General features: G+C 63.7%; 19 protein-coding genes. 9 read left to right on the top strand and 10 right to left on the bottom strand.

Annotation, left to right across the window (positions count from 1 at the left end):
• Positions 1-189 precede the first annotated feature (189 nt).
• A complete protein-coding gene (locus PJK54_RS15980; protein WP_170877501.1) occupies positions 190-1,029 on the top strand; it encodes a M48 family metallopeptidase in 840 nt (279 codons plus the stop codon).
• A gap of 284 nt (positions 1,030-1,313) precedes the next feature.
• Positions 1,314-2,501 carry an EAL domain-containing response regulator gene (locus tag PJK54_RS15975; RefSeq protein WP_164850252.1) on the top strand — a complete coding sequence of 396 codons (1,188 nt, stop codon included), beginning with the start codon at positions 1,314-1,316 and terminating at the stop codon, positions 2,499-2,501.
• Between the two features lie 259 nt (positions 2,502-2,760).
• Here the strand turns inward: PJK54_RS15975 and PJK54_RS15970 are convergent, their stop codons facing one another.
• Together PJK54_RS15970 and PJK54_RS15965 are read right to left on the bottom strand one after the other, a co-directional pair.
• Positions 2,761-5,160 carry an ATP-binding protein gene (locus PJK54_RS15970; RefSeq protein ID WP_271303343.1) on the bottom strand — a complete coding sequence of 800 codons (2,400 nt, stop codon included), beginning with the start codon at positions 5,158-5,160 and terminating at the stop codon, positions 2,761-2,763.
• A gap of 48 nt (positions 5,161-5,208) precedes the next feature.
• Entirely contained in the window at positions 5,209-5,748 is a 540-nt protein-coding gene (locus PJK54_RS15965) for a hypothetical protein (protein WP_271303342.1), read from the bottom strand.
• Between the two features lie 230 nt (positions 5,749-5,978).
• Here PJK54_RS15965 and PJK54_RS15960 point away from each other — a divergent pair, with 230 nt between their 5' ends.
• Positions 5,979-6,704 carry a response regulator transcription factor gene (locus PJK54_RS15960; protein WP_077380082.1) on the top strand — a complete coding sequence of 242 codons (726 nt, stop codon included), beginning with the start codon at positions 5,979-5,981 and terminating at the stop codon, positions 6,702-6,704.
• A gap of 144 nt (positions 6,705-6,848) precedes the next feature.
• Here the strand turns inward: PJK54_RS15960 and aroE are convergent, their stop codons facing one another.
• The 3 genes from aroE to PJK54_RS15945 form a co-directional block, all read right to left on the bottom strand.
• A complete protein-coding gene (gene aroE / locus PJK54_RS15955) occupies positions 6,849-7,682 on the bottom strand; it encodes a shikimate dehydrogenase (protein WP_103751502.1) in 834 nt (277 codons plus the stop codon).
• A 45-nt stretch (positions 7,683-7,727) separates the two neighbouring features.
• Positions 7,728-8,648: an oxygen-dependent coproporphyrinogen oxidase gene (gene hemF, locus PJK54_RS15950; RefSeq protein ID WP_077380086.1), complete on the bottom strand. Its 921-nt coding sequence runs from the start codon at positions 8,646-8,648 to the stop codon at positions 7,728-7,730.
• Positions 8,649-8,802: 154 nt separating this feature from the next.
• Positions 8,803-9,384, bottom strand: a complete 582-nt coding sequence (locus tag PJK54_RS15945; protein ID WP_077380089.1) for an L-threonylcarbamoyladenylate synthase — start codon at positions 9,382-9,384, stop codon at positions 8,803-8,805.
• A 255-nt stretch (positions 9,385-9,639) separates the two neighbouring features.
• Here PJK54_RS15945 and PJK54_RS15940 point away from each other — a divergent pair, with 255 nt between their 5' ends.
• Positions 9,640-10,533 carry a 5'-nucleotidase, lipoprotein e(P4) family gene (locus PJK54_RS15940; protein ID WP_271303341.1) on the top strand — a complete coding sequence of 298 codons (894 nt, stop codon included), beginning with the start codon at positions 9,640-9,642 and terminating at the stop codon, positions 10,531-10,533.
• 190 nt (positions 10,534-10,723) lie between these two features.
• Here PJK54_RS15940 and dprA read toward each other — a convergent pair whose 3' ends face one another.
• Complete coding sequence (gene dprA / locus PJK54_RS15935) at positions 10,724-11,983, bottom strand: DNA-processing protein DprA (RefSeq protein WP_271303340.1); 1,260 nt, start codon at positions 11,981-11,983, stop codon at positions 10,724-10,726.
• 56 nt (positions 11,984-12,039) lie between these two features.
• Positions 12,040-13,092: a LysM peptidoglycan-binding domain-containing protein gene (locus PJK54_RS15930; protein ID WP_205632725.1), complete on the bottom strand. Its 1,053-nt coding sequence runs from the start codon at positions 13,090-13,092 to the stop codon at positions 12,040-12,042.
• 239 nt (positions 13,093-13,331) lie between these two features.
• On the opposite strand from PJK54_RS15930, the gene def reads away from it, so the two are divergent.
• The 5 genes from def to PJK54_RS15905 all read left to right on the top strand — a co-directional run bounded on the left by def (position 13,332) and on the right by PJK54_RS15905 (position 19,534).
• Entirely contained in the window at positions 13,332-13,841 is a 510-nt protein-coding gene (def, locus tag PJK54_RS15925; protein ID WP_077380095.1) for a peptide deformylase, read from the top strand.
• Between the two features lie 175 nt (positions 13,842-14,016).
• Positions 14,017-15,021, top strand: a complete 1,005-nt coding sequence (fmt, locus tag PJK54_RS15920; protein WP_271303339.1) for a methionyl-tRNA formyltransferase — start codon at positions 14,017-14,019, stop codon at positions 15,019-15,021.
• Positions 15,018-16,469 carry a 16S rRNA (cytosine(967)-C(5))-methyltransferase RsmB gene (gene rsmB / locus PJK54_RS15915; protein ID WP_271303338.1) on the top strand — a complete coding sequence of 484 codons (1,452 nt, stop codon included), beginning with the start codon at positions 15,018-15,020 and terminating at the stop codon, positions 16,467-16,469. Before fmt ends, rsmB begins: the two co-directional genes overlap by 4 nt.
• Positions 16,470-16,629: 160 nt before the next feature.
• A complete protein-coding gene (gene trkA, locus PJK54_RS15910) occupies positions 16,630-18,003 on the top strand; it encodes a Trk system potassium transporter TrkA (protein ID WP_077380101.1) in 1,374 nt (457 codons plus the stop codon).
• An 82-nt stretch (positions 18,004-18,085) separates the two neighbouring features.
• Positions 18,086-19,534, top strand: a complete 1,449-nt coding sequence (locus PJK54_RS15905; RefSeq protein ID WP_077380103.1) for a TrkH family potassium uptake protein — start codon at positions 18,086-18,088, stop codon at positions 19,532-19,534.
• A 101-nt stretch (positions 19,535-19,635) separates the two neighbouring features.
• On the opposite strand, the gene PJK54_RS15900 is transcribed toward PJK54_RS15905, so the two are convergent.
• The 3 genes from PJK54_RS15900 to PJK54_RS15890 form a co-directional block, all read right to left on the bottom strand.
• Positions 19,636-20,508, bottom strand: a complete 873-nt coding sequence (locus tag PJK54_RS15900; RefSeq protein WP_077380105.1) for a tRNA-uridine aminocarboxypropyltransferase — start codon at positions 20,506-20,508, stop codon at positions 19,636-19,638.
• 110 nt (positions 20,509-20,618) lie between these two features.
• Positions 20,619-21,563 carry a bile acid:sodium symporter family protein gene (locus tag PJK54_RS15895; protein WP_077380107.1) on the bottom strand — a complete coding sequence of 315 codons (945 nt, stop codon included), beginning with the start codon at positions 21,561-21,563 and terminating at the stop codon, positions 20,619-20,621.
• Positions 21,564-21,643: 80 nt separating this feature from the next.
• Complete coding sequence (locus PJK54_RS15890; protein ID WP_271303337.1) at positions 21,644-22,393, bottom strand: SIR2 family NAD-dependent protein deacylase; 750 nt, start codon at positions 22,391-22,393, stop codon at positions 21,644-21,646.
• Positions 22,394-22,412 lie beyond the last annotated feature (19 nt).

The following is a 22,412-nucleotide window of genomic DNA, read 5'->3' as shown; positions in this document are numbered from 1 at the left end:
ATCGCGCCCAGTATCTCATGCCCGGCGAGCCCGTCTGGCCTGACGTTGCTGTGATCTCAGCAACGTATCATTTCGCTGACTGCACCACTGCGCCTATCCGGTTATGCTGTCTGCACGTTTCTTGCACGTTCAGCACCGCCTTGCCGTGCACTCGAAGGTTGTCATCGTCACCATTGCCAGGAGGCCTCAATGCCAGGATTGCTCGATCACTCATCTCCCCGCGCCCTGCGCCGTCTGCTCCCGCTGGCGGCTCTTGCGGCGTCCGTCACCCTGAGTGCCTGCGCCAGTTCTCCTCTGGGCCGAAGCCAATTGACGCTCTATTCGGATCAGGAGCTGGAGAAGATGGGAGAAGCCAGCTTCAGCAAGTACCAACAGGAGCTGCCGGTGGTGGAAGGCCGCCAGGATGCCTATGTCAGCTGCGTGGCAGATGCCGTGACCGCCAAGGTGCCCGCCAGCTATGGCATCAGCGAGTGGCAGGTCAAGGTATTCGAGGATGACTCTGCCAATGCCTTCGCACTGCCGGGCGGCTACATCGGCGTCAACACCGGTCTGCTGGAAGTCGCCGAGAATCAGGATCAGCTGGCGACCGTCATCGGCCATGAGATCGCCCACGTGCTGGCCCGCCATGCCAATGAGCGCGTCTCGACCCAATCCCTGACGTCCGCAGGTCTTTCCCTGACCCAGGCACTGGCCGGACTGGAAGGCACCGGCGGTGACCAGCTCATGGGATTGCTGGGCATGGGCGCGGAATATGGCGTGCTCAAGCCGTTCTCGCGTTCACATGAGTCCGAGGCCGACCTGCTGGGGCTGGACCTGATGGCCGAAGCCGGCTTTGACCCACGTGCCAGCATCAAGCTGTGGGCCAACATGAACGCCTCCGGTGGCGCTCAGCCTCCGGTCTGGATGTCCACTCACCCCAGTGACGAGCAGCGCATGACCGCGCTCAACGAGCGCCTCGAGACCGCATTGCCGACCTACCAACAGGCACGGGCCGCCGGCGAGAAGCCCAACTGCGACAGGCTGCGCTGAGCCGGCTTACGCAGGAGAACGTCCCCGTCTTCCAGAGGCGCCTGTCGGGCGCCTCTGGCATCTCTGCCGCGCATTCATCGATCTCGCGCCCCGACGTCTCACCGCCGTGCGCCACTCTGAATCCGGACGACTCCACCAGGCGCATGAATGTAAAAAGGTGGCGCCAAATGTGTCGATATACGCGTTGTGAGTGGCGACGTTGCTAGTCTTCAGACATGCGCTCACCTACCCCTCGAGAAATGTCACCGTGAGCGTCCTCTCGCCCCCAGCCAAGGATGTATCACATGACGCGACATGCACTCATCATCGACGATGATCCGGACTTTCGTGAGCTGATCGCCGGACTGCTTTCCACCTTCGGATTCAGCTGCATGGAAAGTGAGGGACTGCAGGACATCGCCTGTGACCCTTCCTCTCTGCAGGCAGACCTCATCCTGGTGGATTATGAACTGGGGGACTTCACCGGCGCTGATGTTCTCAGCTATCTGCGTGAGCGCAATGTCGAGGCGGGCATCATTCTGATGAGCGCCTGTCACGATGACGACATGCAGGCGATGATCAATCAGGGCCGACGCAGTGGCCTGGACATGCTGGGACAGCTCAGCAAGCCGTTCGATCTCAAGCATCTGGCGTCCATGCTCAATGATCTCGATGAACACCATAATCCGCTGACGCTCGCGGAGCTGGATGAGGCCCTGGCCCAACAGCAGCTGCATCTCGTCTATCAACCCAAGATCGATCTTGCCAGTGGCCAGCTGAGTGGCGCCGAGGCCCTCGTGCGTTGGCAGCATCCTCTGCGCGGCATGGTCATGCCCAACCAGTTCATCGCCCTGGCGGAGCGCAGCAATCGCATCGAATCGCTTACCTGGCAGGTCATCAATCAGGGATTCGGTCAGCAGCAGGAGTGGCAATCACAGGGCCTCACGCTGAATCTGGCGCTCAATCTTTCCCCACAACTGCTGCGCTCGCGTGACATGCTGAAGAAGCTTGATGCGCTTGCCAGCCAGCATCAGGTCGACCCCCATACGATCACCCTGGAGCTCACGGAAAGTTGCGGTATCGACTGTCTGACCTACGCCCGCCATCTCCTGAACGCCATTCGCGAGCGCGGTTATCGCCTGGCACTGGATGACTTCGGTACCGGCTTCTCCTCGATGATGCAGCTCTACAATCTGCCCTTTGACGAGCTGAAGATCGACCAGTGCTTCGTCGGCCGCAGCGATAGCCACCCGGAAGCCCGTGCCATCACGCGCACCATCGTCGAGCTTGGCCAGCGACTCAATCTCGCTGTCGTCGGGGAAGGCATCGAGACGACACAGCAACGCGACTACCTCTGCGATACTCGCTGCAATCTCGGCCAGGGCTATCTCTTCGCGCGGCCCATGACGGTCACCGACTTCAATGCCTGGAGCCACTGCCCACCCACTGCCGTCAGTGCCCTCATCCAGCGCCATGCGCCTTCCGTTCACTGACAGACAGGCTTCCCATCAACGCATGCCCGGATCAAGAAAGCCGACTCAAGCAAGCGGATGCTCCTTCAAGACAGAAACGCCACTCATGTCACCATGGGTGGCGTTTCTGTCTTGCGAGCCCTGCACTTCCTACACTTCCTACACTTCCTACACTTCCTGCACTTCCTGCACTCTTTTCTCTTCCGCTTCACTTCCCTTCGCTCGCCTATCGCCCTCACATGAGAGCTCCTGCAAAAGGCACTTCAGGAGAAAAAGCCCTTCAGGAGAGCAGATATCCCTGCTCGAGAAGACTGTCGCGCGTCGGCACACTCAAGGCGCGCAGCGTGGCGACATGATGATGCGCCCGAGTCATGTCTTCGGAGATCACGGCCTCCTCCAACGCCCTGGCACCGCTGGCGATACCGCTGCATCCCAACGATGCAGATGCCCCTTTCAGGGAATGCGCTTCCCGCTTGAGCTCCCCGAGATCCCTCTGCTGCAGCAGGGTCAACATCACGTCGAGTCGCCCCTCGAGGCGCGCCAGGTAATTGCTCAACAGTCGTGAGTAAGCCTCGCGACTCAGGGTGGCAAGCAGCTCCTGACAGGTCGCCTGCTGAAGCAGCGATGACGGGTTGCCCTGCAGGTCACACTGATCAGAGGCCGGATCGGCGCCAGCATGTGTCTCGTCAGATGACGGCTCCGTACCGAGCGGCGCCGCTTGCTCATCCGCCAACGACACGTTGACGCCACTGGCGGAGGGCTCCTCCGCCAGGCTCGCCATGGCGAGAACTTCCGTGCCAGATTCCGCGCCAGAGCCCACGCCAGCGTCCACGGGGATCTCCCGCTGGCGGGGCGTCAGATATTGGTGCAGCACCTGCTGCAGGTCATCACGAGTGAAGGGCTTGTGCAGGACACCGTCCATTCCGGCCTCGATGCAACGGCGTGCATCTTCCTGCATCACGTTGGCAGTCATCGCGATGATCGGCAGGCGGGTCGCGGACGTCTCGGCTTCCCGTTGACGCCAGCGTCGTGTCGTCTCCAGACCATCCAGCACTGGCATCTGCATGTCCATGAAGATCAGATCAACCTCATGGTCCGCCTGCGACAGCCAGGCCAGCGCCTGCTCCCCCTCCTCGACGATCGTGACCTGCTGCCCCAGATATTCCAGCATTGCGCGAGCCAGCGACTGATTGACCTCGTTGTCTTCCACCACCAGAACGCGGGCCTCGGGCAAGGGGGCTTCCCTCGCCGTCTGCTGGGGGCAGGCCTCGGAGGCTGTCAGCGCCGGCAACGGCACGCGACACCAGAATCGACTGCCGAGGCCAAGATGACTCTCCACGCCGATCTCTCCACCCATTGCCTCCACCAGCCGCTTGCAGATGGCCAACCCCAGCCCGGTCCCTTCATGGCGACGTGCCATCGAGGTATCCACCTGGGTGAAGGGGGCAAACAGCTGACTCACCTGGTCAGAGGCGATACCGCAACCGCTGTCGTGGACCTCGAAATGAAGGGTCTCGTCCTCTTGCGACGACACCCGCAACCGGATGGTCCCCTGGGGACAGAACTTGAACGCGTTGTTGAGCAGGTTGGTCAGCACCTGGCGCAGACGATTGACGTCTCCCTCGACCCAGACAGGCAGGTCATCGGCACGCTCCTCCAGGAAGATACGCGAGCACCCCTTGCCGGCACTGTCTGCCTGACGGGTGTAATGCGCGGACAATGACTCGAGAAAGTCGGGCAGCGAGAAGCAGCGCCGGTCCAGCTCCAGCTTGCCGGCCTCGATCTTGGAATAATCCAGCACGTCATTGATGACGGCCTGCAGACTCTCGGCACTCTGACGCAGCATCACCAGATATTGCTGCCCACGCTGGGTCGAGACTTCCTCACCGATGAGGTCCGATACGCCGACCATGCCGTTGAGAGGCGTGCGTATCTCATGACTCATGATCGCCATGAATTCCGACTTGGCACGACTGGCGGCCTGCGCCAGCTGCACCATGCCATCCAGCTCCTGAGTACGCTCCTCCAGCTTGCGGGTCTTGGAGGCCCGCCCGCGACTCTCGACGATCAGAGCGACCACCAGGACAGTGCCGCTGAGGGTCATCAGCAGGACCAGTGACAGCGCGAGTGCATACAGATTGAGAAGCTCTGTACGCTCCTTCGTGCGCTGCAAGGCAGCCTCCGCATTGATATCCAGCAGCAGCTTGCCTGTCTGCTCCTGAAGAGAGACCAGGCGACTGAGCAGCTGCGCGTAGAGTGCCTCTTCACGCTGCTGACGACTCGCAAGCTCCATGATGCCGTTGTCCAGCACCTCGATTCTGGGCAGCATCGCCAGCAGCTGGACATGCAGTTCCGGCATCCCCGCCAGCATGCTGCCGAGTTGACCGTTCTGCAGCAGCTGTACCCGGCTGTACAGGATGTCCAGACGCAACAGCAGCTCACTGTCATCCATCAGTTCCGGTGGCGTGGGAGACTGCTGCTCCTCGGCCACCACCATGCGCAGCTCGCGTACCTCCCTGTCGAACTGATAGACCGCCCAGATCAGGTTCTCGCGCAGCTTGTGCTCAAGGGCCTGCTGGCGTTGGTAGACCAACACGCCAGTCACCAGTGCCGAGACGAAAAACAGCGTCGCGGCAATGGCGATGGCGGTTCTGAAATGCAGAGAACGAAGAGGATTCATGCACAGGCATCCTGCCAGAGCTCATCAGACGGAGCGGAGAATGTGGGCTCAGCGTTCGATGACGATCCGCTTCACCTGCCAGACAGAGCGAGTCATGATTTCCTCGTTGAGGAGATCCGGCTGCTCGCTGAAGGGATAGATGATGAAGATCGGGCCATTGTCGCGTACCCGAAGACGCTTGCCCTCGGCCTGCATGGCCAGTATCACCGGGTAGTCGAAGTAATCCTGCACCGGGGCATTGGCCGCGTAGTCATTGAGCGCGACGATGCGCATGGTGCCACTGTCAACGCCCACCGCCTCCATCAGCGCCGAACCAAGCGGTCCGCTGAAGCTGACTTCACCGTCATGCCATGGCGTGGTGGTCACGGTTTCCCGCTGTGGCAGCGCTTGTAGCATCGCGCGATCGAAATGTGCCTCATCACCGGCATTGACGTGACGGATATCACCCGTGACGCGCAGCACGACCGGCCCTTGCGGTGCTTCCAGCGCCATGGCGAAGGGTGAGAGCGACAACGCCATCAGCAGGAGCCAGTGGCGCATGCGACATGACGCCAGAATGAAGCGGCGTGAGAGTTCGAGAAGAGGCATGAGGGAGACTCCTGTGGATCATGGGTAGCCATTGATCACGGCCAGTGATTCACCGTCGCGAGGCATCATCGCCAATCACGAGCCACCATGAGCAGAGGTGCACGACAGCAAGAGAGCAGCTGGGAACGAGTATAAGCCGCCATCGTCGGGCCAAACGTGAACCATTGTGACGCGGTCTCACGCAAGGGGCGCGTAGACTGCTGGTCATACCCACGCAGGGAGGCAACGACATGCATATCGGCATTCTCGAAGATGACCATGATCAACGTGATTATCTGACCCTGTGTCTCGAGTCCCAGGGGCATGAAGTGGCAGGATTCGAACGCGCGAGCCAACTGTTGCGCGCATTGCGTGAACGCAGCTTCGACCTGCTGATCATCGACTGGCAGCTGCCGGATGCCTGCGGCATGGAACTGACGCGTACGCTGCGCAATGAACACGGCTGGCAGGGGTTGATCCTGTTCATCACCGCAAGCCAGGGAGAGGAGGATGTCGTGCATGCCTTGCAGCATGGTGCCGACGACTTCCTGAGCAAACCCATCAATCCCAGAGAGCTGTCAGCCCGGGTGTCCGCGCTGGGACGACGCCTTGCCAACAGCAAGGCCAGCAATGGATCGCAGGAAGTGGAAGCGCTCCCCGGCCAGTACCGGATCGAACAGGATGAGCACACCATCTGGTGCGGCGAACATCCCGTCAATCTGACGCAGCGCGAATACCGGCTTGCCGTGCTGCTGTTGCGTCATGTTGGAGAGCTGTTCTCGCGGGCTTACCTGCTCGAGATGGTCTGGGGGATCAATGGCGACATCTCCACCCGCACCGTCGACACCCATATCAGTCGCCTGCGCCGCAAGCTGGAACTCGACGGTCGGCGTGGCCTGCGCCTGAAGAGCGTGTATCAACATGGCTATCGTCTGGAAACCTGCACGCCATCGGCGCTGTCCGCTGCCAGCGCTTGAGAATCGTACCCACCTCCTCGGTATCCACTTCCTTCTCTGCCCCGCAACGCAAGGAGCCGGCACGTCGTTGAACGAAGTGCCGGCTCCTGCATGCATCCCGAACACCCGGGCTGCAGTCACTGACTGACCTGCCTCAGCGACCTGTCAGCCGCTGACCAGCATCTTGCGCAGCATGTCCGCCACGGGTGCCGTATCCGGGCGCTTGTGGCGCCACAGGAAGTAGGACTCGGCCGCCTGCTCCACCAGCATGCCGAGACCATCCTCGCCCCGTGCCCCCTGCTCGCTGGCCCAGCGCATGAAGACGGTCGGCTCGGCGGCATACATCATGTCGTAGGCCAGCGCCTGCGATGAGAACAACGAATCCGGCAACGGCGGCAACTCACCGCCCAGCGATGCGCTGGTGCCATTGATGACCAGATCGAACTGACCCTCGATGGCCTCGTAGCTGCCACCGGAGAGCTGACAGCCATCTCCCGCCAGGTCCGCGAAGTCCTCGGCCAGCGCGCTGGCCTTGGCAGCGGTGCGATTGGCGATCACCAATGCTGCAGGCTGCTTGGCCAACAGAGGCTCCAGCACGCCACGCACGGCGCCGCCAGCACCAAGAATCAGGATACGCGCGTCCGTGAGCGGGGCCTCGAGACGCTCGAGGTCACGGGTCAGCCCGACGCCATCGGTGGTATCGCCATACAGCTGGCCATTCTTGCCCAGCAGCAGAGTATTCACGGCACCGGCGCGACGAGCGCGCGGACTCAATACCTCGACCAGCCGATAAGCCTGCTCCTTGAAGGGCATGGTGACATTCGCCCCCTGCCCGCCTTCAGCGACGAACTCGGCCCAGCCAGCCGCGAAGTCATCCACCGGCGCCAGTCGCGCCTCATAGCTCAGGGAGTCCTTGAGCTGCTCAGCGAAGGCACGATGAATCAGCGGGGATTTCGAGTGGGCAATCGGATTGCCGAATACAGCGTAGCGGGACATCAGGACTCCGGTGACAATCACAGTGAAACATCAGGGCCAATGACGCGATCAAGCCTCTTCGCCCAGCCAGTCGCGGGCATGCAGGAAGTCACGATAGAGCGCGGCTTCGGGACTGCCTTCCTCGGGCTGGTAACCATACTCCCAGTGGACCACCGGCGGCATCGACATCAGGATGGACTCGGTGCGTCCGCCGCTCTGCAGGCCGAACAGGGTGCCACGGTCCCAGACCAGATTGAATTCCACGTACCGGCCGCGACGATAGAGCTGGAAGTTGCGTTCACGCTCGCCATGGGCCGTATCACGACGGCGCTCGACGATGGGCAGATAGGCATCGAGGAAGCTGTCTCCCACTGACTGCTGGAAGGCGAAGCAACGCTCGAAGCCCCACTCGTTGAGATCATCGAAGAACAGGCCGCCGATGCCACGCGTCTCACCGCGATGCTTGAGATAGAAATACTCGTCACACCAGGCCTTGTAGCGAGGATAGACATCACTGCCGAAGGCGATGCAGGCATCGTGCGCGGTCTGGTGCCAATGACGGGCATCTTCCAGCACCGGATAGAACGGCGTCAGGTCGTAACCACCTCCGAACCACCAGACCGGCTCCTCGCCTTCCTTCTCGGCGATGAAGAAGCGCACGTTGCCATGACTGGTCGGGACATGCGGATTATGGGGATGCAACACCCAGCTGACCCCCACCGCGTGGAAACTGCGGCCCGCCAGCTCAGGACGAACGGCAGTCGCCGAGGCCGGCAGCTCGTGACCGAAGACATGCGAGAAATTGACGCCGCCCTTCTCGAAGACACCGCCATTCTCGATGACTCGTGAGCGGCCGCCACCCCCTTCGGCACGCTCCCAGCTGTCTTCTCGAAAGTCAGCCTTGCCATCGCAGGCTTGCAATGCATCACACAGGCGGTCCTGCAGGTCGAGCAGGTAGACCTTCACGTCTTCAAGATTGGCGTGTGCCACGATGCCTCCGATGAATCGAAAAATGAAAGATGTCAAAGCGACGATAACGTCGCTGCGCTTGCCGAGGAAAACGAAAGCGCCAGCATACCCCTCCCGCGCGGGCCGGGCAGACGAACTCGTCTGCGTGCCTGACCTGCATCAAGAAAGTGAACGCTCAGGCCCGCAGGACCTCGCCGGTCACCAGATCACGAATGGTACTGGGGCGAGGATTGCCGCCCAGCGGCCCCGTCAGAATCACGTCATCCGCCAGCGCCTCACCGAAGGCAGCCTGCACTTCGGCAGCCGTCATCGCCGGAGCGTCTCCCGCACGATTGGCCGAGGTGGATACCAGCGGGCCATCCAGCGCCGCACACAGCGCCTGGACCAGAGGGTGATCACTGACACGTACCGCCAGACTCACGTGCTCTCCCTTGAGCAGCGGATGGGCGCGACCATTGTCAGGCACCAGCCAGGTGAAGGGGCCGGGCCAGCTGGCCATCAACCGTTCACGTTGCTGCTCGGAGATCCCTTCAAGCCAGGGCTCGATCTGCGTCACGTCGCCGGCGATCAGGATCAGCCCCTTGGACGGATCGCGCTCCTTGAGCCGGATCAGGCGCGACAGCGCCTCGCCATCGTCGGGGTCACACCCCAACCCCCACACGGCCTCGGTGGGATAGGCGACGATGCCGCCACCACGCACATGCTCGGCAGCCGCCGCTACCGCGGAAAGATCGAACGAAACAGCACTGGCATTCATGATCCGCACGGACTCCTGGAAATGGACACTGGCAGAGGGGATACGGCGAGGCGGCTTGCCTGTCGCCGCATCGACAGTCGGCGGATTCTACCACGCCACTCAGCGCGAGGCCGACGCAACGCTGAGTCGCGCAGGCATGACTTATGATGGCACCGACATCACGTCATCATCCCGCAATCGCATCATCCCTGGATCACGATGACCGCAGGTCACCACGAATCCACCCTCTCCTCCCGAACAAGGAAACCCTGCCTCATGCGCCGTCTTGCGACCCTCAGTACGTCTGCCGCCCTCCTGTTGACGATGGCCGGCTGTGCCAGCTCTGGAGCCCCGACAGTGGAACAGACGCCTTCCCTGAATTCCACCGAAGGTGGGGCCCCCGCCGCCGCCCAGGCCGCTCCACTCAGCGACCAGGCCATGCTGGCGACCCTCTGGATACAACGCAGCGCTGAATTCCATGGCCTGTCGCTGCAGGCCTTCAATGTGGCGCATGATCGTCTGAATCTGGCACTCGCGCGCCGCACTGCCGAGGACAAGCCACTCGCGGTGGTCGTGGATGTCGATGATACCGTGCTCGACACCACCAGCTATGGTGGCTGGGCGCTGCGCGAAGGCCGTACCTACGACAGCCAGAGCTGGGCGGACTGGGTAGACGACGCCGTCTCCACCGCCTCCCCGGGCGCCGTCGACTTCCTCAACTACGCCCACGACAGCGGTGTCGATGTCTACTACATCACCAATCGCAAGGCGGTCGGCAAGCAGGCCACCATCGACAATCTCGCCGCACTGGGCTTCCCGCAGGCGAATGCCGAGCACGTGATGCCGCGTACCGACAGCTCCGACAAGACCGCACGCCGCGCCAGCGTCACGGCCGAGCACGACATCGTCATCCTGATGGGTGACAACCTGGGGGACTTCGATCAGGCCTTCCAGCAAGCCACCAGCGCGGCACGCCACGCGGAAGTCGAGAAGCAGGCCGGTGAATTCGGACGCCGCTTCATCATGCTGCCCAACCCGACCTACGGCGAATGGGAAGGTGTCGTCTATGACGGCAACTGGGGAGCAAGCGATGCCGAGAAGCGTGCCATGCGCGAGGCGGCACTGAATGTCTGGCAACCCGAGAGCGGCAGCGTCAGCCAAGGCAAGTGAGTTCACGTTGCCGGCCATGCATGGCCGGCAACGCCCTCAGGCGAGTCACGCTCGCCTGAGGGTTGCAGAAAACAGGAACGCCCTTCAGATGCCGCCGAGGCAGCGCTGAAGGGCGTTTTGATGTCTAGAGACGGCTCGCTGCGCAAGCTTGCGTGAAACACGACGGGCCATGACGGGATGTCTGAACGGCTTACAGGCGTTTCCAGCCTCCCGGCGCCTGCACCACACGCCCTTCCAGCTCCAGCTCCAGAAGCTGCATGCTCAGGACACTCACATGCGTCCCCGAGAGCTCCACCAGTTGATCCAGTGCCAGTGGCATCGCACTCAGATAACACAGCGGGGCAGGCACAGGTGACGTCTCCGCGACAGGCCTGTCCCCCTCCAGCAGCGGCAGATTCTCGGGTAGCGCATTGCCGCGCGCCCCCGTCGGCACGGAACGGGAGGAGGAGACGCGAGGCGTGGATGGCGAGTCAACGACACCTCGAGGGCTGGCCAAGGGGCGACGCTGCTCCGTCGGCATCAGATGGCTCAGCTCGGCGAGCATGTCATCGACATCACGCACCAAGGTAGCCCCCTGACGGATCAGCTCCAGACATCCGCTGGAGGCGATGTCATCGATCCGCCCGGGCAATGCGAAGACCTCGCGGTTCTGCTCCATCGCCAGACGCGCGCTGACCAACGAGCCGCTGCGCAGCGTGGCCTCCACCACCAGCACGCCATGCGAGAGGCCGGTGATCAGACGATTGCGACGCGGGAAATGACGGGCATGCGCCCCGGTACCAGGCGGATGCTCCGACAGCAGCAGGCCTCCGCTCTCCAGCAGCCGGAGCCGCAACTGATGGTGCTGGGCAGGATAGGTCACGTCGACGCCACACCCGAGCACGGCGAGAGACGAGGGTGGCGCGGGATAGGCATCGGCTTCCAGGCGCAGCGCAGCATTCAAGGCCCCCTGATGCGCTGCGGCATCGATGCCCAGCGCCAGGCCACTGGCAACGCTCCAGCCCCGGGAGACCAGCTCGGCGGCCAGGTCATGCGCATACGTCATGCCAGCGGGACTCGCCTTGCGGGCACCGACGATGGCCAGCATGGGCTGCTCGAGCAGGGAGCGCCTGCCCAGGGCCCACAGCGCGATGGGCGGGTCTGGCAACAGCGCCAGCATGACAGGCCAGTCAGCATCGGCGGGGGTCAGCAGATGACGCCCCTGCTCTGGCGCATGCCAGGCAAGATCCGTCATCACCTGCTGATGAAGCGGTGAAGACGCGGGTCGCTCACACCACAGTCGCACAGGCGCGGCAAGGCGCGACGGCAGTGCCGCCAGCCACCCCTGTGGCCAGTCAGCTCGTTCAAGCAGCTTGGCCACGGTGTGCGTACCGATACCCGGAAGACGCGCCAGAAAGACGAAATCCGCCCGCGAGGGGCGGCGCTGCTCGACATCACCATCGATCGACACGCCACACCTCCCGAGCGGATGCTCACAGTTGCGGATCAAATACCGGGCATGTCTGCTCAGCCATGCGGCTCCAGCAGCTTGTCTCCGACACTCAGCGGGCGCTCCGCCTTCATCACCAGGGCATAGCTGACCTTGTCATAGATACGGAAGACCATGAGCAGGCCGCCCTCTTCACCCGGCAGAGTGATCGGCTCCCCTGTCTTGGGGTCGGTGATCGTCTCGCCCTGACGCTCGACACCGAACACGAAGCCCGGCTCCACGCCATCCCGGCTCCCGCGGTTGAGCGCCACGATGTCATTGCGACCGATGTTGCGCAGTCCGTCCGGTGCCGCGAGGATCTCGCCGCCCGACACCTCGACGGGAGGCTGTGGCTGGAAGCTGGTGCTGATGGCCCCGCCATCGGCCGGCAACAGCAGATCACCGTTGAGAATCTCGCGATTGGCCGAGACCACATGCATCACGCCGATGTCGCCCTCGCGACGCTCCAGCTGGACATCCCCGATACTGATCATCTCCAGGCCCAGGAATTCCTGGGTGACAGGGTCCAGGTAACGCTGCCCCGTCCGGTAGATGCTGAAGGTGTCATAGGCCGGCCACTGACCACGCGCATAGACGGTATCCCCGGCACCACTGATCAGACGCGTGTCGTCACCGGCCACCACGTAGGGCGCATTCTCGAGCAGGCCAGGATCGACCACGCGGTGGTCCTTGAGGAAGGCGGAGATCTTCTCGAGCGGGATCGGTGGCACGGCCTCGCGCTTGGGAATCTTGCGAATCTTGGGCGAGAGCTTGACCACGCCGCCCTGGCCACGCTCCAGGCGCAGACGAGGCTCGCCGTTCTCGTAATAGAGCGAGATGCGATCTCCCGGATAGATCAGGTGTGGATTCTTGATCTGCGGATTGGCACGCCAGACTTCCGGCCACAGCCAGGGCTCACGCAGAAAGCGTCCCGAGATGTCCCACAGCGTGTCGCCGCGCACCACCACATAGGTGGAGGGTACGTCATCACGTACGGTTGCCGCCTGCGCCAGCGACGTCCCTGCGCTTGCCCCCAGCGTCGCCATGCCAAGGAGTGCCGTGAACACGGCGTTGCCGACCAGTCGTTTCATGCCCATTCCTGCGTCCCTTGCGTTGATGCCACCTGTTGTTGTCGGTGGTGATGGCCTGTCTCAAACCCGCGCCGAGCGCGTGCCGCCCAGCCTTGCCCCTGCCTGACGGAACTCGCGATCAATCATGACTATTGCCGCGATAGTAGCAGCATTGAAGGCCATCGGTTCCGTTCCTCGGCTGTGCACACTACAATATCAGGCAAATCTCCACTGACAGCACAACGGTAATTACACCAGTCATGGCCAAGCGCGAAATTCTTGAATTCCCCGATGAGCGTCTGCGCAATGTTGCCGCCCCGATCGATACCTTCGACGCGGAACTGCAGACCCTGATCGACGACATGATCGAGACCATGTATGACGCGCGTGGCATTGGCCTCGCCGCTACCCAGGTCGACGTGCATCGTCGTCTGATCGTCATCGACGTCAGCGAAGATCAATCCCAGCCTCTGGTATTGGTCAATCCCGAATACACGCCCATCGGCGAAGCGCAGGAGCCGATGCAGGAAGGCTGCCTGTCGATCCCGGAATACTACGCCGAAGTGCCGCGCTATCTGAAAGTACGGCTCAACGCTCAGGATCGCAACGGTGAGGCCTACGAACTCGAGGCCGAAGGCCTGCTGGCACATTGCATCCAGCACGAGAACGACCACCTCGAAGGCAAGCTGTTCGTCGACTACCTCTCCCCGCTCAAGCGTGATCGGGTGATGAAGAAGATGCAGAAGCGCCACAAGCTGCAGGAAGCGTGATCCGCACGCCGGAGGGGACTCCGGTGCGCCATGTCACATCGCAGGGAGGCCGGAGGATTTCCTCTGGCCTCCCTGCTTGTTGATGAGTGATTCACCGGCACCGCCTGAATCCCTCCTTTACCGTCAGCACCTTGAGCCTGGCCCTCGGCCGCGCTCCCCATATGAGAGCTCTTGCATGTCGAAAGCCCTGCGCATCGCCTTTGCCGGCACCCCCGATTTCGCCGCCGAATGTCTCGCCGCGCTGCTCGAAAGCCGCCATGAGATCGTCAGTGTCCATACCCAGCCTGACCGCCCTTCCGGGCGCGGCCGCAAGCTGACCCCCGGCCCCGTCAAGCAGCTGGCACTCCAGCACGACCTTCCCGTCCATCAGCCGCTCAACTTCAAGGACGAGGCCGATCGCCAGATCCTGCGCGATCTCGAGGCCGACATCATGGTGGTGGTGGCCTACGGGCTGATCCTGCCGCAGGCCGTGCTCGACATCCCGCGCCTCGGTTGCCTGAACATCCATGCCTCCCTGCTGCCACGCTGGCGCGGTGCCGCGCCGATCCAGCGCGCCATCGAGGCCGGCGACAGCGAATCCGGTGTCACCATCATGCAGATGGATGCCGGCCTGGACACCGGCGACATGCTGCTGATCCGTCGCACCCCGATCACCGCCAGCACTACTGGCGGCGAGCTGCATGATGCCCTGGCGGCACAGGGCGGCGAGGCCATCGTCACGGCCCTCGACGCCATCGCCGATGGCGATCTTCCGGCGACCCGACAGCCCGAGGAAGGTGTCACCTACGCCGCCAAGCTCTCCAAGGCCGAGGCGGAACTCGACTTCACCCGTCCCGCCGCCGAGCTGGACGCGCGCATTCGCGCCTTCAATCCGTGGCCGGTGGCCTGGACACGCCTGGACGGCGAGCCGCTACGCCTGTGGATGTCGCGCACGGGCGAGCAGCGCCTCGCAGACTTCGTACCACCCGGCACTCTGCTGGCGCCCGGCAATGATTGCCTGCGCATCGTCTGCGGTGATGGCCATCAGGTGCTGGAGATCACCCGTGCCCAGCTGCCCGGTGCCAAGCCGCTGTCCGTCAAGGACCTGCTCAACTCACGTGCCGCGCGCTTCCCCGAGGGCCTTGTCCTCGGCGCCGACCACGCCCCTGATTCCGATTCACAGACCGAGACTTCCGCATGAGCCAGTCAGACAACCCGTCCTCCAAGGGCAACGGCAAGAAGCGCAACTCCCTGCCGCCGGCCCGCAGCAAGGGCGGTGGTTCGAAGCACGGTGGTGCACGCCGCAAGCCTGACAATGCCCCGGCCTCACCGGGCGCTGCCGTCCGGGTTGCCGCTGCGCGCACCCTGGCGCCGGTACTGGCGACAAAGACCTCTCTGAATCTGGACGGCCTGCCGTCTGGCGTCGCCGGGCGTGACCAGGGCCTCTACAAGGCACTGTGCTTCGGTGTCTGCCGCCAGCTGCCGCGTCTGGACGCACTCGCGGGCAAGCTTTTGAAATCGTCCTTCAAGGCGCAGGATCAGGATATCCACGCCCTGCTGCTGCTCGGCCTCTATCAGCTGCTGTACATGCGCATCGCGCCGCATGCGGCCGTCGGTGAGACCGCTGGCGCCGCACGCGGCCTGGGCAAGGGCTGGGCGACGGGCGTGCTCAATGCCTGCCTGCGTCGTTTCCAGCGTGAGCAGGAAGCACTGGAAGCCGAGGTCGACAAGGACCCCGCCGTGGCGCTTTCCCACCCGCAGTGGCTGCTGGACACCTTCCAGCGCAACTGGCCGGACGACTGGGAGGCCATCGCCGCCGCCAACAACGCCCAGGCCCCGATGACATTGCGCGTCAATGTCGCCGCCATCAGCCGCGAGGACTACCTCGCCCAGCTGGCCGACGCCGAGATCGACGCCGTGGCCTGCCCCTTCGCCGAGCACGGCATCACCCTGGCCAGCGCCTGCGACGTCAGTGCCCTGCCGGGCTTCGAGGAAGGCCTGGTCAGCGTGCAGGATGAGGCCGCCCAGCTGGCCGGTCAGCTGCTGGCCCCTGCCGTGACGGCCATCAACCCCGAAGGGGAAGGCGTGCGCCTGCTGGATGCCTGCACCGCGCCGGGCGGCAAGCTGGCGGACATGCTGGAGCGCTTCCCCGCGCTGGACGCCACTGCCATCGACATCGACGGCGAGCGTCTCGAACGCGTGGAAGAGACGCTGGAGCGTCTGGAACTGGGCGCCGGCGTCGTGTGCGCCGATGCCAGCGAGCGCGACTGGTGGGACGGCGAAGCCTTCGATGTCATCCTGCTCGACGCGCCCTGCTCCGGCAGTGGCGTCATCCGCCGTCACCCGGACATCAAGCTGCTGCGTCGCCCGAACGACATCGGGGACCTGGCGCGCCTGCAGGGCAAGCTGCTGGAGAACCTGTGGGGCATGCTCAAGCCCGGCGGCACCCTGGTCTACGGCACCTGCTCCATCATCACCCAGGAGAATGCCCGGGTGATGGATCGCTTCCTGGCCGCCACGCCGGATGCCAAGGCCGAGACCATCAAGGCCGACTGGGGCCGCGTCTCCGGTGCCGGTCGTCAGATGCTGCCGCAGGTCAATGGCCACGATGGCTTCTATCTGGCGCACATCACCAAGGCCGGCGCCTGACGCTCGGCAGGATCACCGGACAGGCGTACCGCATCCCGGCTTGCGAGATGATGCGCCTGGCACATCAGGACAGCCGTGCCCCGACTCCCGGGGCACGGCTGTCTTCCGTCATGGCACTGGTTTATCCTGTGCCGACTGAGCAACAGCGGACGAGCCGGACATGAAAATCATCATTCTGGGTGCAGGTCAGGTCGGCGGCACACTCGCCGAACACCTGGCCCATGAAGAAAATGACATCACGGTCGTGGACACCGACACCGAGCGGCTGCGCGAGCTGCACAACCGTCTCGATATCCGCACCGTCACCGGCGCGGCCAGCTATCCCCAGGTGCTGCGTCAGGCCGGCGGCGAAGATGCCGACATGCTGATCGCGGTGACCAATTCTGACGAGGTCAACATGATTGCCTGTCAGATCGCCCACAGCCTGTTCCATACCCCGACCAAGATCGCGCGGGTGCGCTCCACCGCCTATCTGACCCGCAAGGGCCTGTTCTCCCACGATGCCATCCCGGTGGACGTGCTGATCAGCCCCGAGCAGGTGGTGACGGATCACATCCGCCGCCTGATCGAGTATCCCGGTGCCCTGCAGGTGCTGGACTTCGCCAATGGCGTCGCTCAGCTGGTGGCGGTAAAGGCCTACTATGGCGGTCCGCTGGTCGGTCAGGAACTCGGTTTCCTGCGTCGTCACATGCCCAACGTGGATACTCGCGTGGCAGCCATCTACCGGCGCAATCGTCCGATCATCCCGCGTGGCGATACCGTGATCGAGGCCGATGACGAGGTGTTCTTCATCGCGGCGCGCAAGGATATCCGCACCGTGATGGGCGAACTGCGCCGCGTGGACCGCAACTTCCGTCGCGTGGTGATCGCCGGTGGCGGCCACATCGGTGAGCGCCTGGCCGAGACGCTGGAGCACACCCATCAGGTCAAGATCATCGAGCACTCGCTGGCCCGATGCACCGACCTGTCCGAGCGCCTCGACCGCACCGTGGTCCTGCACGGCAGCGCCACCTCCAAGCGCCTGCTGCTGGAGGAGAACATCGAGGACTGCGACATCTTCTGCGCGCTGACCAACGATGACGAGGTCAACATCATGTCCTCGATGCTGGCCAAGCGACTCGGCGCCAAGAAGGTACTGACGCTGATCAACAACGCGGCCTACGTGGACCTGGTGCAAGGTGGCGAGATCGATATCGCCATCTCGCCGCAGCAGGCCACCATCGGCGGTCTGCTGACGCATGTGCGCAAGGGCGACATCGTCAACGTGCACTCTCTCAGGCGCGGCGCGGCAGAAGCCATCGAGGCCATCGCCCACGGCGATGAGCGCTCCTCCAAGGTGGTGGGCCGGCGCATCGAGGACATCAATCTGCCCGAGGGTGCCACCATCGGTGCCGTGGTGCGTGGCAAGGAAGTGCTGGTCGCGCATCACGATCTGGTGGTGGAATCCAACGACCACGTCATCCTGTTCGTGGTCGACAAGCGCCGTATCCGGGAAGTCGAGCGCCTGTTCCAGGTCGGGCTGACCTTCTTCTGATGATGGCCGCCACGATGTCTCTCGCAAGCCGGGCTCGCTGCATGGGCCGCCACTTCCGCGTCATGATGCGTGGGGGTCGTGCATGAGCCTGCGCGTCATCTATCGCATCCTCGGCATTCTGCTGATGCTGTTCAGCCTGACGCTGGTCCCGCCGATGCTCATCTCGCTGGCCTTCGAGGACCACACCCTCAGCGCCTTTGCCATCGCCCTCGGCATCACCCTGCTGACCGGCTTCGCGCTGTTCTATCCCAACCGGCATGCCCGCAAGGAGCTGCGCAACCGCGATGGCTTCTTGATCACGGTGCTGTTCTGGACGGTGCTGGGAGCCTTCGGATCGCTGCCCTTCCTGCTCGCCGAGGACCCGAACCTGTCGATCATCGACGCCATGTTCGAGTCGTTCTCGGGACTTACCACCACCGGGGCGACGGTGATGACGGGGCTCGATCTGCTGCCCCACTCCATCCTCTACTATCGCCAGCAGCTGCAGTGGCTGGGCGGCATGGGGATCGTGGTATTGGCGGTGGCGATCCTGCCGACTCTCGGTATCGGCGGCATGCAGCTCTATCGCACCGAGATCCCCGGGCCGCTGAAGGACTCCAAGCTGACGCCGCGCATCACCGAGACGGCCAAGGCGCTCTGGTACATCTACGCCGCCCTGACCCTGGTGTGCTTCGCCAGCTACTGGGCCGCCGGCATGAGCTGGTTCGATGCCCTCGGCCACAGCTTCTCCACCGTCGCGGTGGGCGGCTTCTCGACCCACGATGCCAGTATCGGCTACTTCGATTCCGCCACCATCGAGATGATCTGCGTGTTCTTCATGGTGGTGTCCTCGATCAGTTTCGGCCTGCACTTCGCCGCCTGGCGCGAGGGGCGGATCAGTCATTATCTGCGCGACCCCGAGACCCGCTTCTTCCTGATCCTGCTGCTGATCCTGACCTGCGTGACCATCGCCGGCCTGCTGCTCACCGGCAGCTACGATGACAGCAAGGCGCTGCGCCATGGCCTGTTCGAGGCCGTCTCGGTGGCCACCACCACCGGCTTCGGCGTCGCCGACTTCACCGGCTGGCCGGGCGTATTGCCGATGATGCTGTTCATCGCCGCCTTCATCGGCGCGTGCTCCGGATCCGCCGGCGGCGGCATGAAGGTCATCCGTATCCTGCTGATTCTCAAGCAGGGCGTGCGTGAGGTGCATCGTCTGATCCACCCCAACGCCATCCTCTCGGTCAAGGTGGGCAAGATGCGCATCTCCGAAGGGGTCGCGGAGGCAGTATGGGGCTTCTTCTCCGTCTACCTGCTGCTGTTCGTGCTGATGATGCTGGGCATGCTGGCCACCGGACTGGATCAGGTCACGGCCTGGTCGGCGGTCGGCTCTGCGCTCAACAACCTGGGGCCGGGACTCGGTGAGGTCGCGACCCACTACGGCGATATCCCGGGGGCGGCCAAGGGCATCCTGATTCTGGCGATGCTGCTGGGACGCCTGGAGATCTTCACGGTTCTGGTTCTGTTCACGCCGGCCTTCTGGCGACGCTGAGCCCTGCCAACAGGCGGAGCGGACAAGCTCCTGCCCGCCCCTGAACGCGAACGCCCCCGCCAGATGGCTCCGACGGGGGCGTTCTCACTTCTGTGTCACGGCTATTCGCCGGCCTTGGCCTCACGGCGAGCCAACAGCCGACGCATCGGTGCGGTCGGCTCCAGCACATAGTGAATCCGGCTGGCGCGATAGCAGTCGTTGAAGGCGTCGAAGTAATCATCCAGCACGTTGGCCGCCTCCTCCTCCCCCGCCTGACGCAGCAGCTCCGCCGCCACCTCCGCCGTGCACAGATGTGACTGGGACGCCGGCTTGCGCAGGTGATAGCGCGTCAGACGCGTGGTGTGCAGCGGCAGCACCGGCAGACCATCCAGATAAGGGCTCTTGCGGAAGATGCGACGCGCCTGACGCCAGGTCCCGTCCAGCAGGATGAAGACCGGAATGCGCTCCTCGCCACTGGCGGTATGCGTCGCCACCTCGGGCCCGACACCGGCGATGGCGTTCACGTCGACCACGCGATCAGCGTAGTCCGGCTGATCGTCCGGGAAGATGATGAACGGCTGATAGCGCTCATCTTCCAGCAGCGCCAGCAGGCGGGGGTCGGGCTCGACACGATACCAGCTGAAGACCTCGGTGCCCGCCAGCACATCCGCGATCAGGCGCCCGGTATTGGTGGGCTTGTAGTGCTCAAGCGGGTGGGTGATCAACCAGAACGTGATCCGTGACTGCGCGCTGACCTGATACGGGCACAGGCAGTTGAGCCTGGGCAGACGGCAGGCCTCGCAACGGATCACCTGGCTGCCACGCGCCTTGAATTCCCGTCGCGGGTGGCGTCCGTGCCACTCATCCGGCTCGCCACTGGGAAGCGTCGTGATACCGCTGGCCTCGCCCGGCTCGGTCGACTCCGGGGCGGAGGAAGCGGCTTGATCAACGCTGGCGGGATGACCAGCGGCCGGCGTAAGACGGGAATCACACATGATGGGTGGTCAGTACCAAAGAAAAAGGGACGCGCATTCTAGCATGCGTGTCCCTTTCTCATGTTGCCGTCTCATGTCGCCGAGCGTGGTTCACTCAGCGAGTGTCGCGGCTATACCTCGTAGCGGTGCTTGCCGCCGGTCACGAACTTCGGCGGCCGACGCTTCCAGTAACCGGCCAGCAACGAGCCGGAGACGTTGTGCCAGATGGAGAAGATCGCTCCCGGCAACGCCGCCGTGGCGGAGAAGAACTGGCTGGCCAGTGACGCCGCCAGTCCGGAGTTCTGCATGCCGACCTCGATGGCGATGGTGCGCGAGGTACGCTCATCCAGTCCGAACAGGCGCGACAGGCCATAGCCGGCGCTCAGGCCGATGGCGTTGTGCGCCACGACGGCCAATGCCACCAGCGGGCCCAGCGTGGCCAGGCGACCGACATTGAGCGACACCACGATGGCGATGATCAACACGATCGCCAGCATGGCCAGACTCGCCAGCGCCGATTCCCACTCGCGGATGGCGTCACGCGCGAAGTGATGCACGATGACACCCAGCACGATGGGCGCCACCACCAGCTTGGCGATGCTCAGCAGCATGCCGCTCACCGGCACGTCGATGTCCGTCCCCAGCAGCCACCAGGTCAACAGCGGCGTCATCACGATGGAGAGCAGTGTCGAGGCCATGGTCATCGAGACGGACAGGGCCACGTGACCACCGGCGAGCCAGGTCATCACGTTGGAGGAGGTTCCCCCCGCAGTGGCCCCCACCAGCACCATGCCGACCGTCAACGCGGGGTCCAGCCCCAGCAGCCGCGCGATCAGGAAGGCAGCCAGCGGCATCACGCTGTATTGCAGCAGCAGGCCCAGCGCGATGGGCCCCGGGCGACGTGCGACACGCATGAAATCCTCACGCGACAGCGTCAGTCCCATGGCGAACATGATCAGGGCCAGCAGCGGCTGGATGACATCCTTGAGGGCCACGAAAGGCGCCGGCGCCAGCACGGCGAGGCCGGCGAACAACAGGGCCCACAGCGGGAAGAAACGATTCAGCGTCTCAAACATGCTTTCAATTTCCGGTCACCGAAGGTTGCTTGCCTCCGGGATTGCTGGCCCACCGCCCATGGCAGGCCTGAAGCCGCGCATCATAACGTATCAGGCAGGCCCAGGTGTCCCTGATACAACCAATGGCGCACAAGACGTGGCACTGCCTGCCCGGCGCTTTCCGCCAGGGGATGCACGCCGGGCTCCGCCAGCTCATGGGCATTCGGGTCCACCAGCACGATGGGGGCATCCAACGGTGCCGCTGCATAGAGATTCGAGGCCGGCATCACCTTGAGCGAGGTCCCCACGATCAACAGCAGATCCGCTTCCGCCGCGAGGCCTTCGGCGACGCCGTAAAGTGGCACTGCCTCACCGAACCACACCACGTCCGGGCGCAACTGACTGCCCTTGTCACACAGGTCTCCCAGCCGAATGCCACCGCGCGGCAGCGGGTAGCGCAAGCCGTGGTCGACGCTCGAGCGTGCCTTGAGAATCTCGCCATGCAGATGCATGACCTCACGCGAGCCGGCGCGCTCGTGCAGATCATCGATATTCTGGGTAATCACCGAGACACGAAAACCGGCCTGTTCAAGTTCTGCCAGTGCCTTGTGCGCCGCGTTGGGCCTGGCCCGCCGGACCTGGGCACGGCGATCATCATAGAAGCGCAGCACCTTCTGCGGATCACGCCGAAATGCCTGCGGAGTGGCGATCTCCTCCAGACGGTGCTCTTCCCACAGGCCATCTTCCGCACGGAAGGTGCGCAGACCGCTTTCCGCGCTGATGCCTGCGCCACTGAGCACGACCAGATGCCGACCATGGCGCGCGCCAGGATCCCTGAAACCTTCACTCATCCAACACTCTCTCTCGCTG

Source organism: Cobetia sp. MMG027 (assembly GCF_027947415.1).
In the GTDB taxonomy this organism is placed as follows: Bacteria; Pseudomonadota; Gammaproteobacteria; order Pseudomonadales; family Halomonadaceae; genus Cobetia; species Cobetia marina.
The sequence above is the reverse complement of the archived record's forward strand: the minus strand, read 5'-3'. Positions and strand labels throughout refer to the sequence as shown.

What these genes read in the sequence shown, in the direction of transcription:
- PJK54_RS15980 (WP_170877501.1), top strand. Translation starts at nt 190, where the DNA reads ATGCCAGGATTGCTCGATCACTCATCTCCCCGCGCCCTGCGCCGTCTG.
- PJK54_RS15975 (WP_164850252.1), top strand. Translation starts at nt 1,314, where the DNA reads ATGACGCGACATGCACTCATCATCGACGATGATCCGGACTTTCGTGAG.
- PJK54_RS15970 (WP_271303343.1), bottom strand. Translation starts at nt 5,160, where the DNA reads ATGAATCCTCTTCGTTCTCTGCATTTCAGAACCGCCATCGCCATTGCC.
- PJK54_RS15965 (WP_271303342.1), bottom strand. Translation starts at nt 5,748, where the DNA reads ATGCCTCTTCTCGAACTCTCACGCCGCTTCATTCTGGCGTCATGTCGC.
- PJK54_RS15960 (WP_077380082.1), top strand. Translation starts at nt 5,979, where the DNA reads ATGCATATCGGCATTCTCGAAGATGACCATGATCAACGTGATTATCTG.
- PJK54_RS15945 (WP_077380089.1), bottom strand. Translation starts at nt 9,384, where the DNA reads ATGAATGCCAGTGCTGTTTCGTTCGATCTTTCCGCGGTAGCGGCGGCT.
- PJK54_RS15940 (WP_271303341.1), top strand. Translation starts at nt 9,640, where the DNA reads ATGCGCCGTCTTGCGACCCTCAGTACGTCTGCCGCCCTCCTGTTGACG.
- PJK54_RS15930 (WP_205632725.1), bottom strand. Translation starts at nt 13,092, where the DNA reads ATGAAACGACTGGTCGGCAACGCCGTGTTCACGGCACTCCTTGGCATG.
- def (WP_077380095.1), top strand. Translation starts at nt 13,332, where the DNA reads ATGGCCAAGCGCGAAATTCTTGAATTCCCCGATGAGCGTCTGCGCAAT.
- fmt (WP_271303339.1), top strand. Translation starts at nt 14,017, where the DNA reads ATGTCGAAAGCCCTGCGCATCGCCTTTGCCGGCACCCCCGATTTCGCC.
- rsmB (WP_271303338.1), top strand. Translation starts at nt 15,018, where the DNA reads ATGAGCCAGTCAGACAACCCGTCCTCCAAGGGCAACGGCAAGAAGCGC.
- trkA (WP_077380101.1), top strand. Translation starts at nt 16,630, where the DNA reads ATGAAAATCATCATTCTGGGTGCAGGTCAGGTCGGCGGCACACTCGCC.
- PJK54_RS15905 (WP_077380103.1), top strand. Translation starts at nt 18,086, where the DNA reads ATGAGCCTGCGCGTCATCTATCGCATCCTCGGCATTCTGCTGATGCTG.
- PJK54_RS15900 (WP_077380105.1), bottom strand. Translation starts at nt 20,508, where the DNA reads ATGTGTGATTCCCGTCTTACGCCGGCCGCTGGTCATCCCGCCAGCGTT.
- PJK54_RS15895 (WP_077380107.1), bottom strand. Translation starts at nt 21,563, where the DNA reads ATGTTTGAGACGCTGAATCGTTTCTTCCCGCTGTGGGCCCTGTTGTTC.
- PJK54_RS15890 (WP_271303337.1), bottom strand. Translation starts at nt 22,393, where the DNA reads ATGAGTGAAGGTTTCAGGGATCCTGGCGCGCGCCATGGTCGGCATCTG.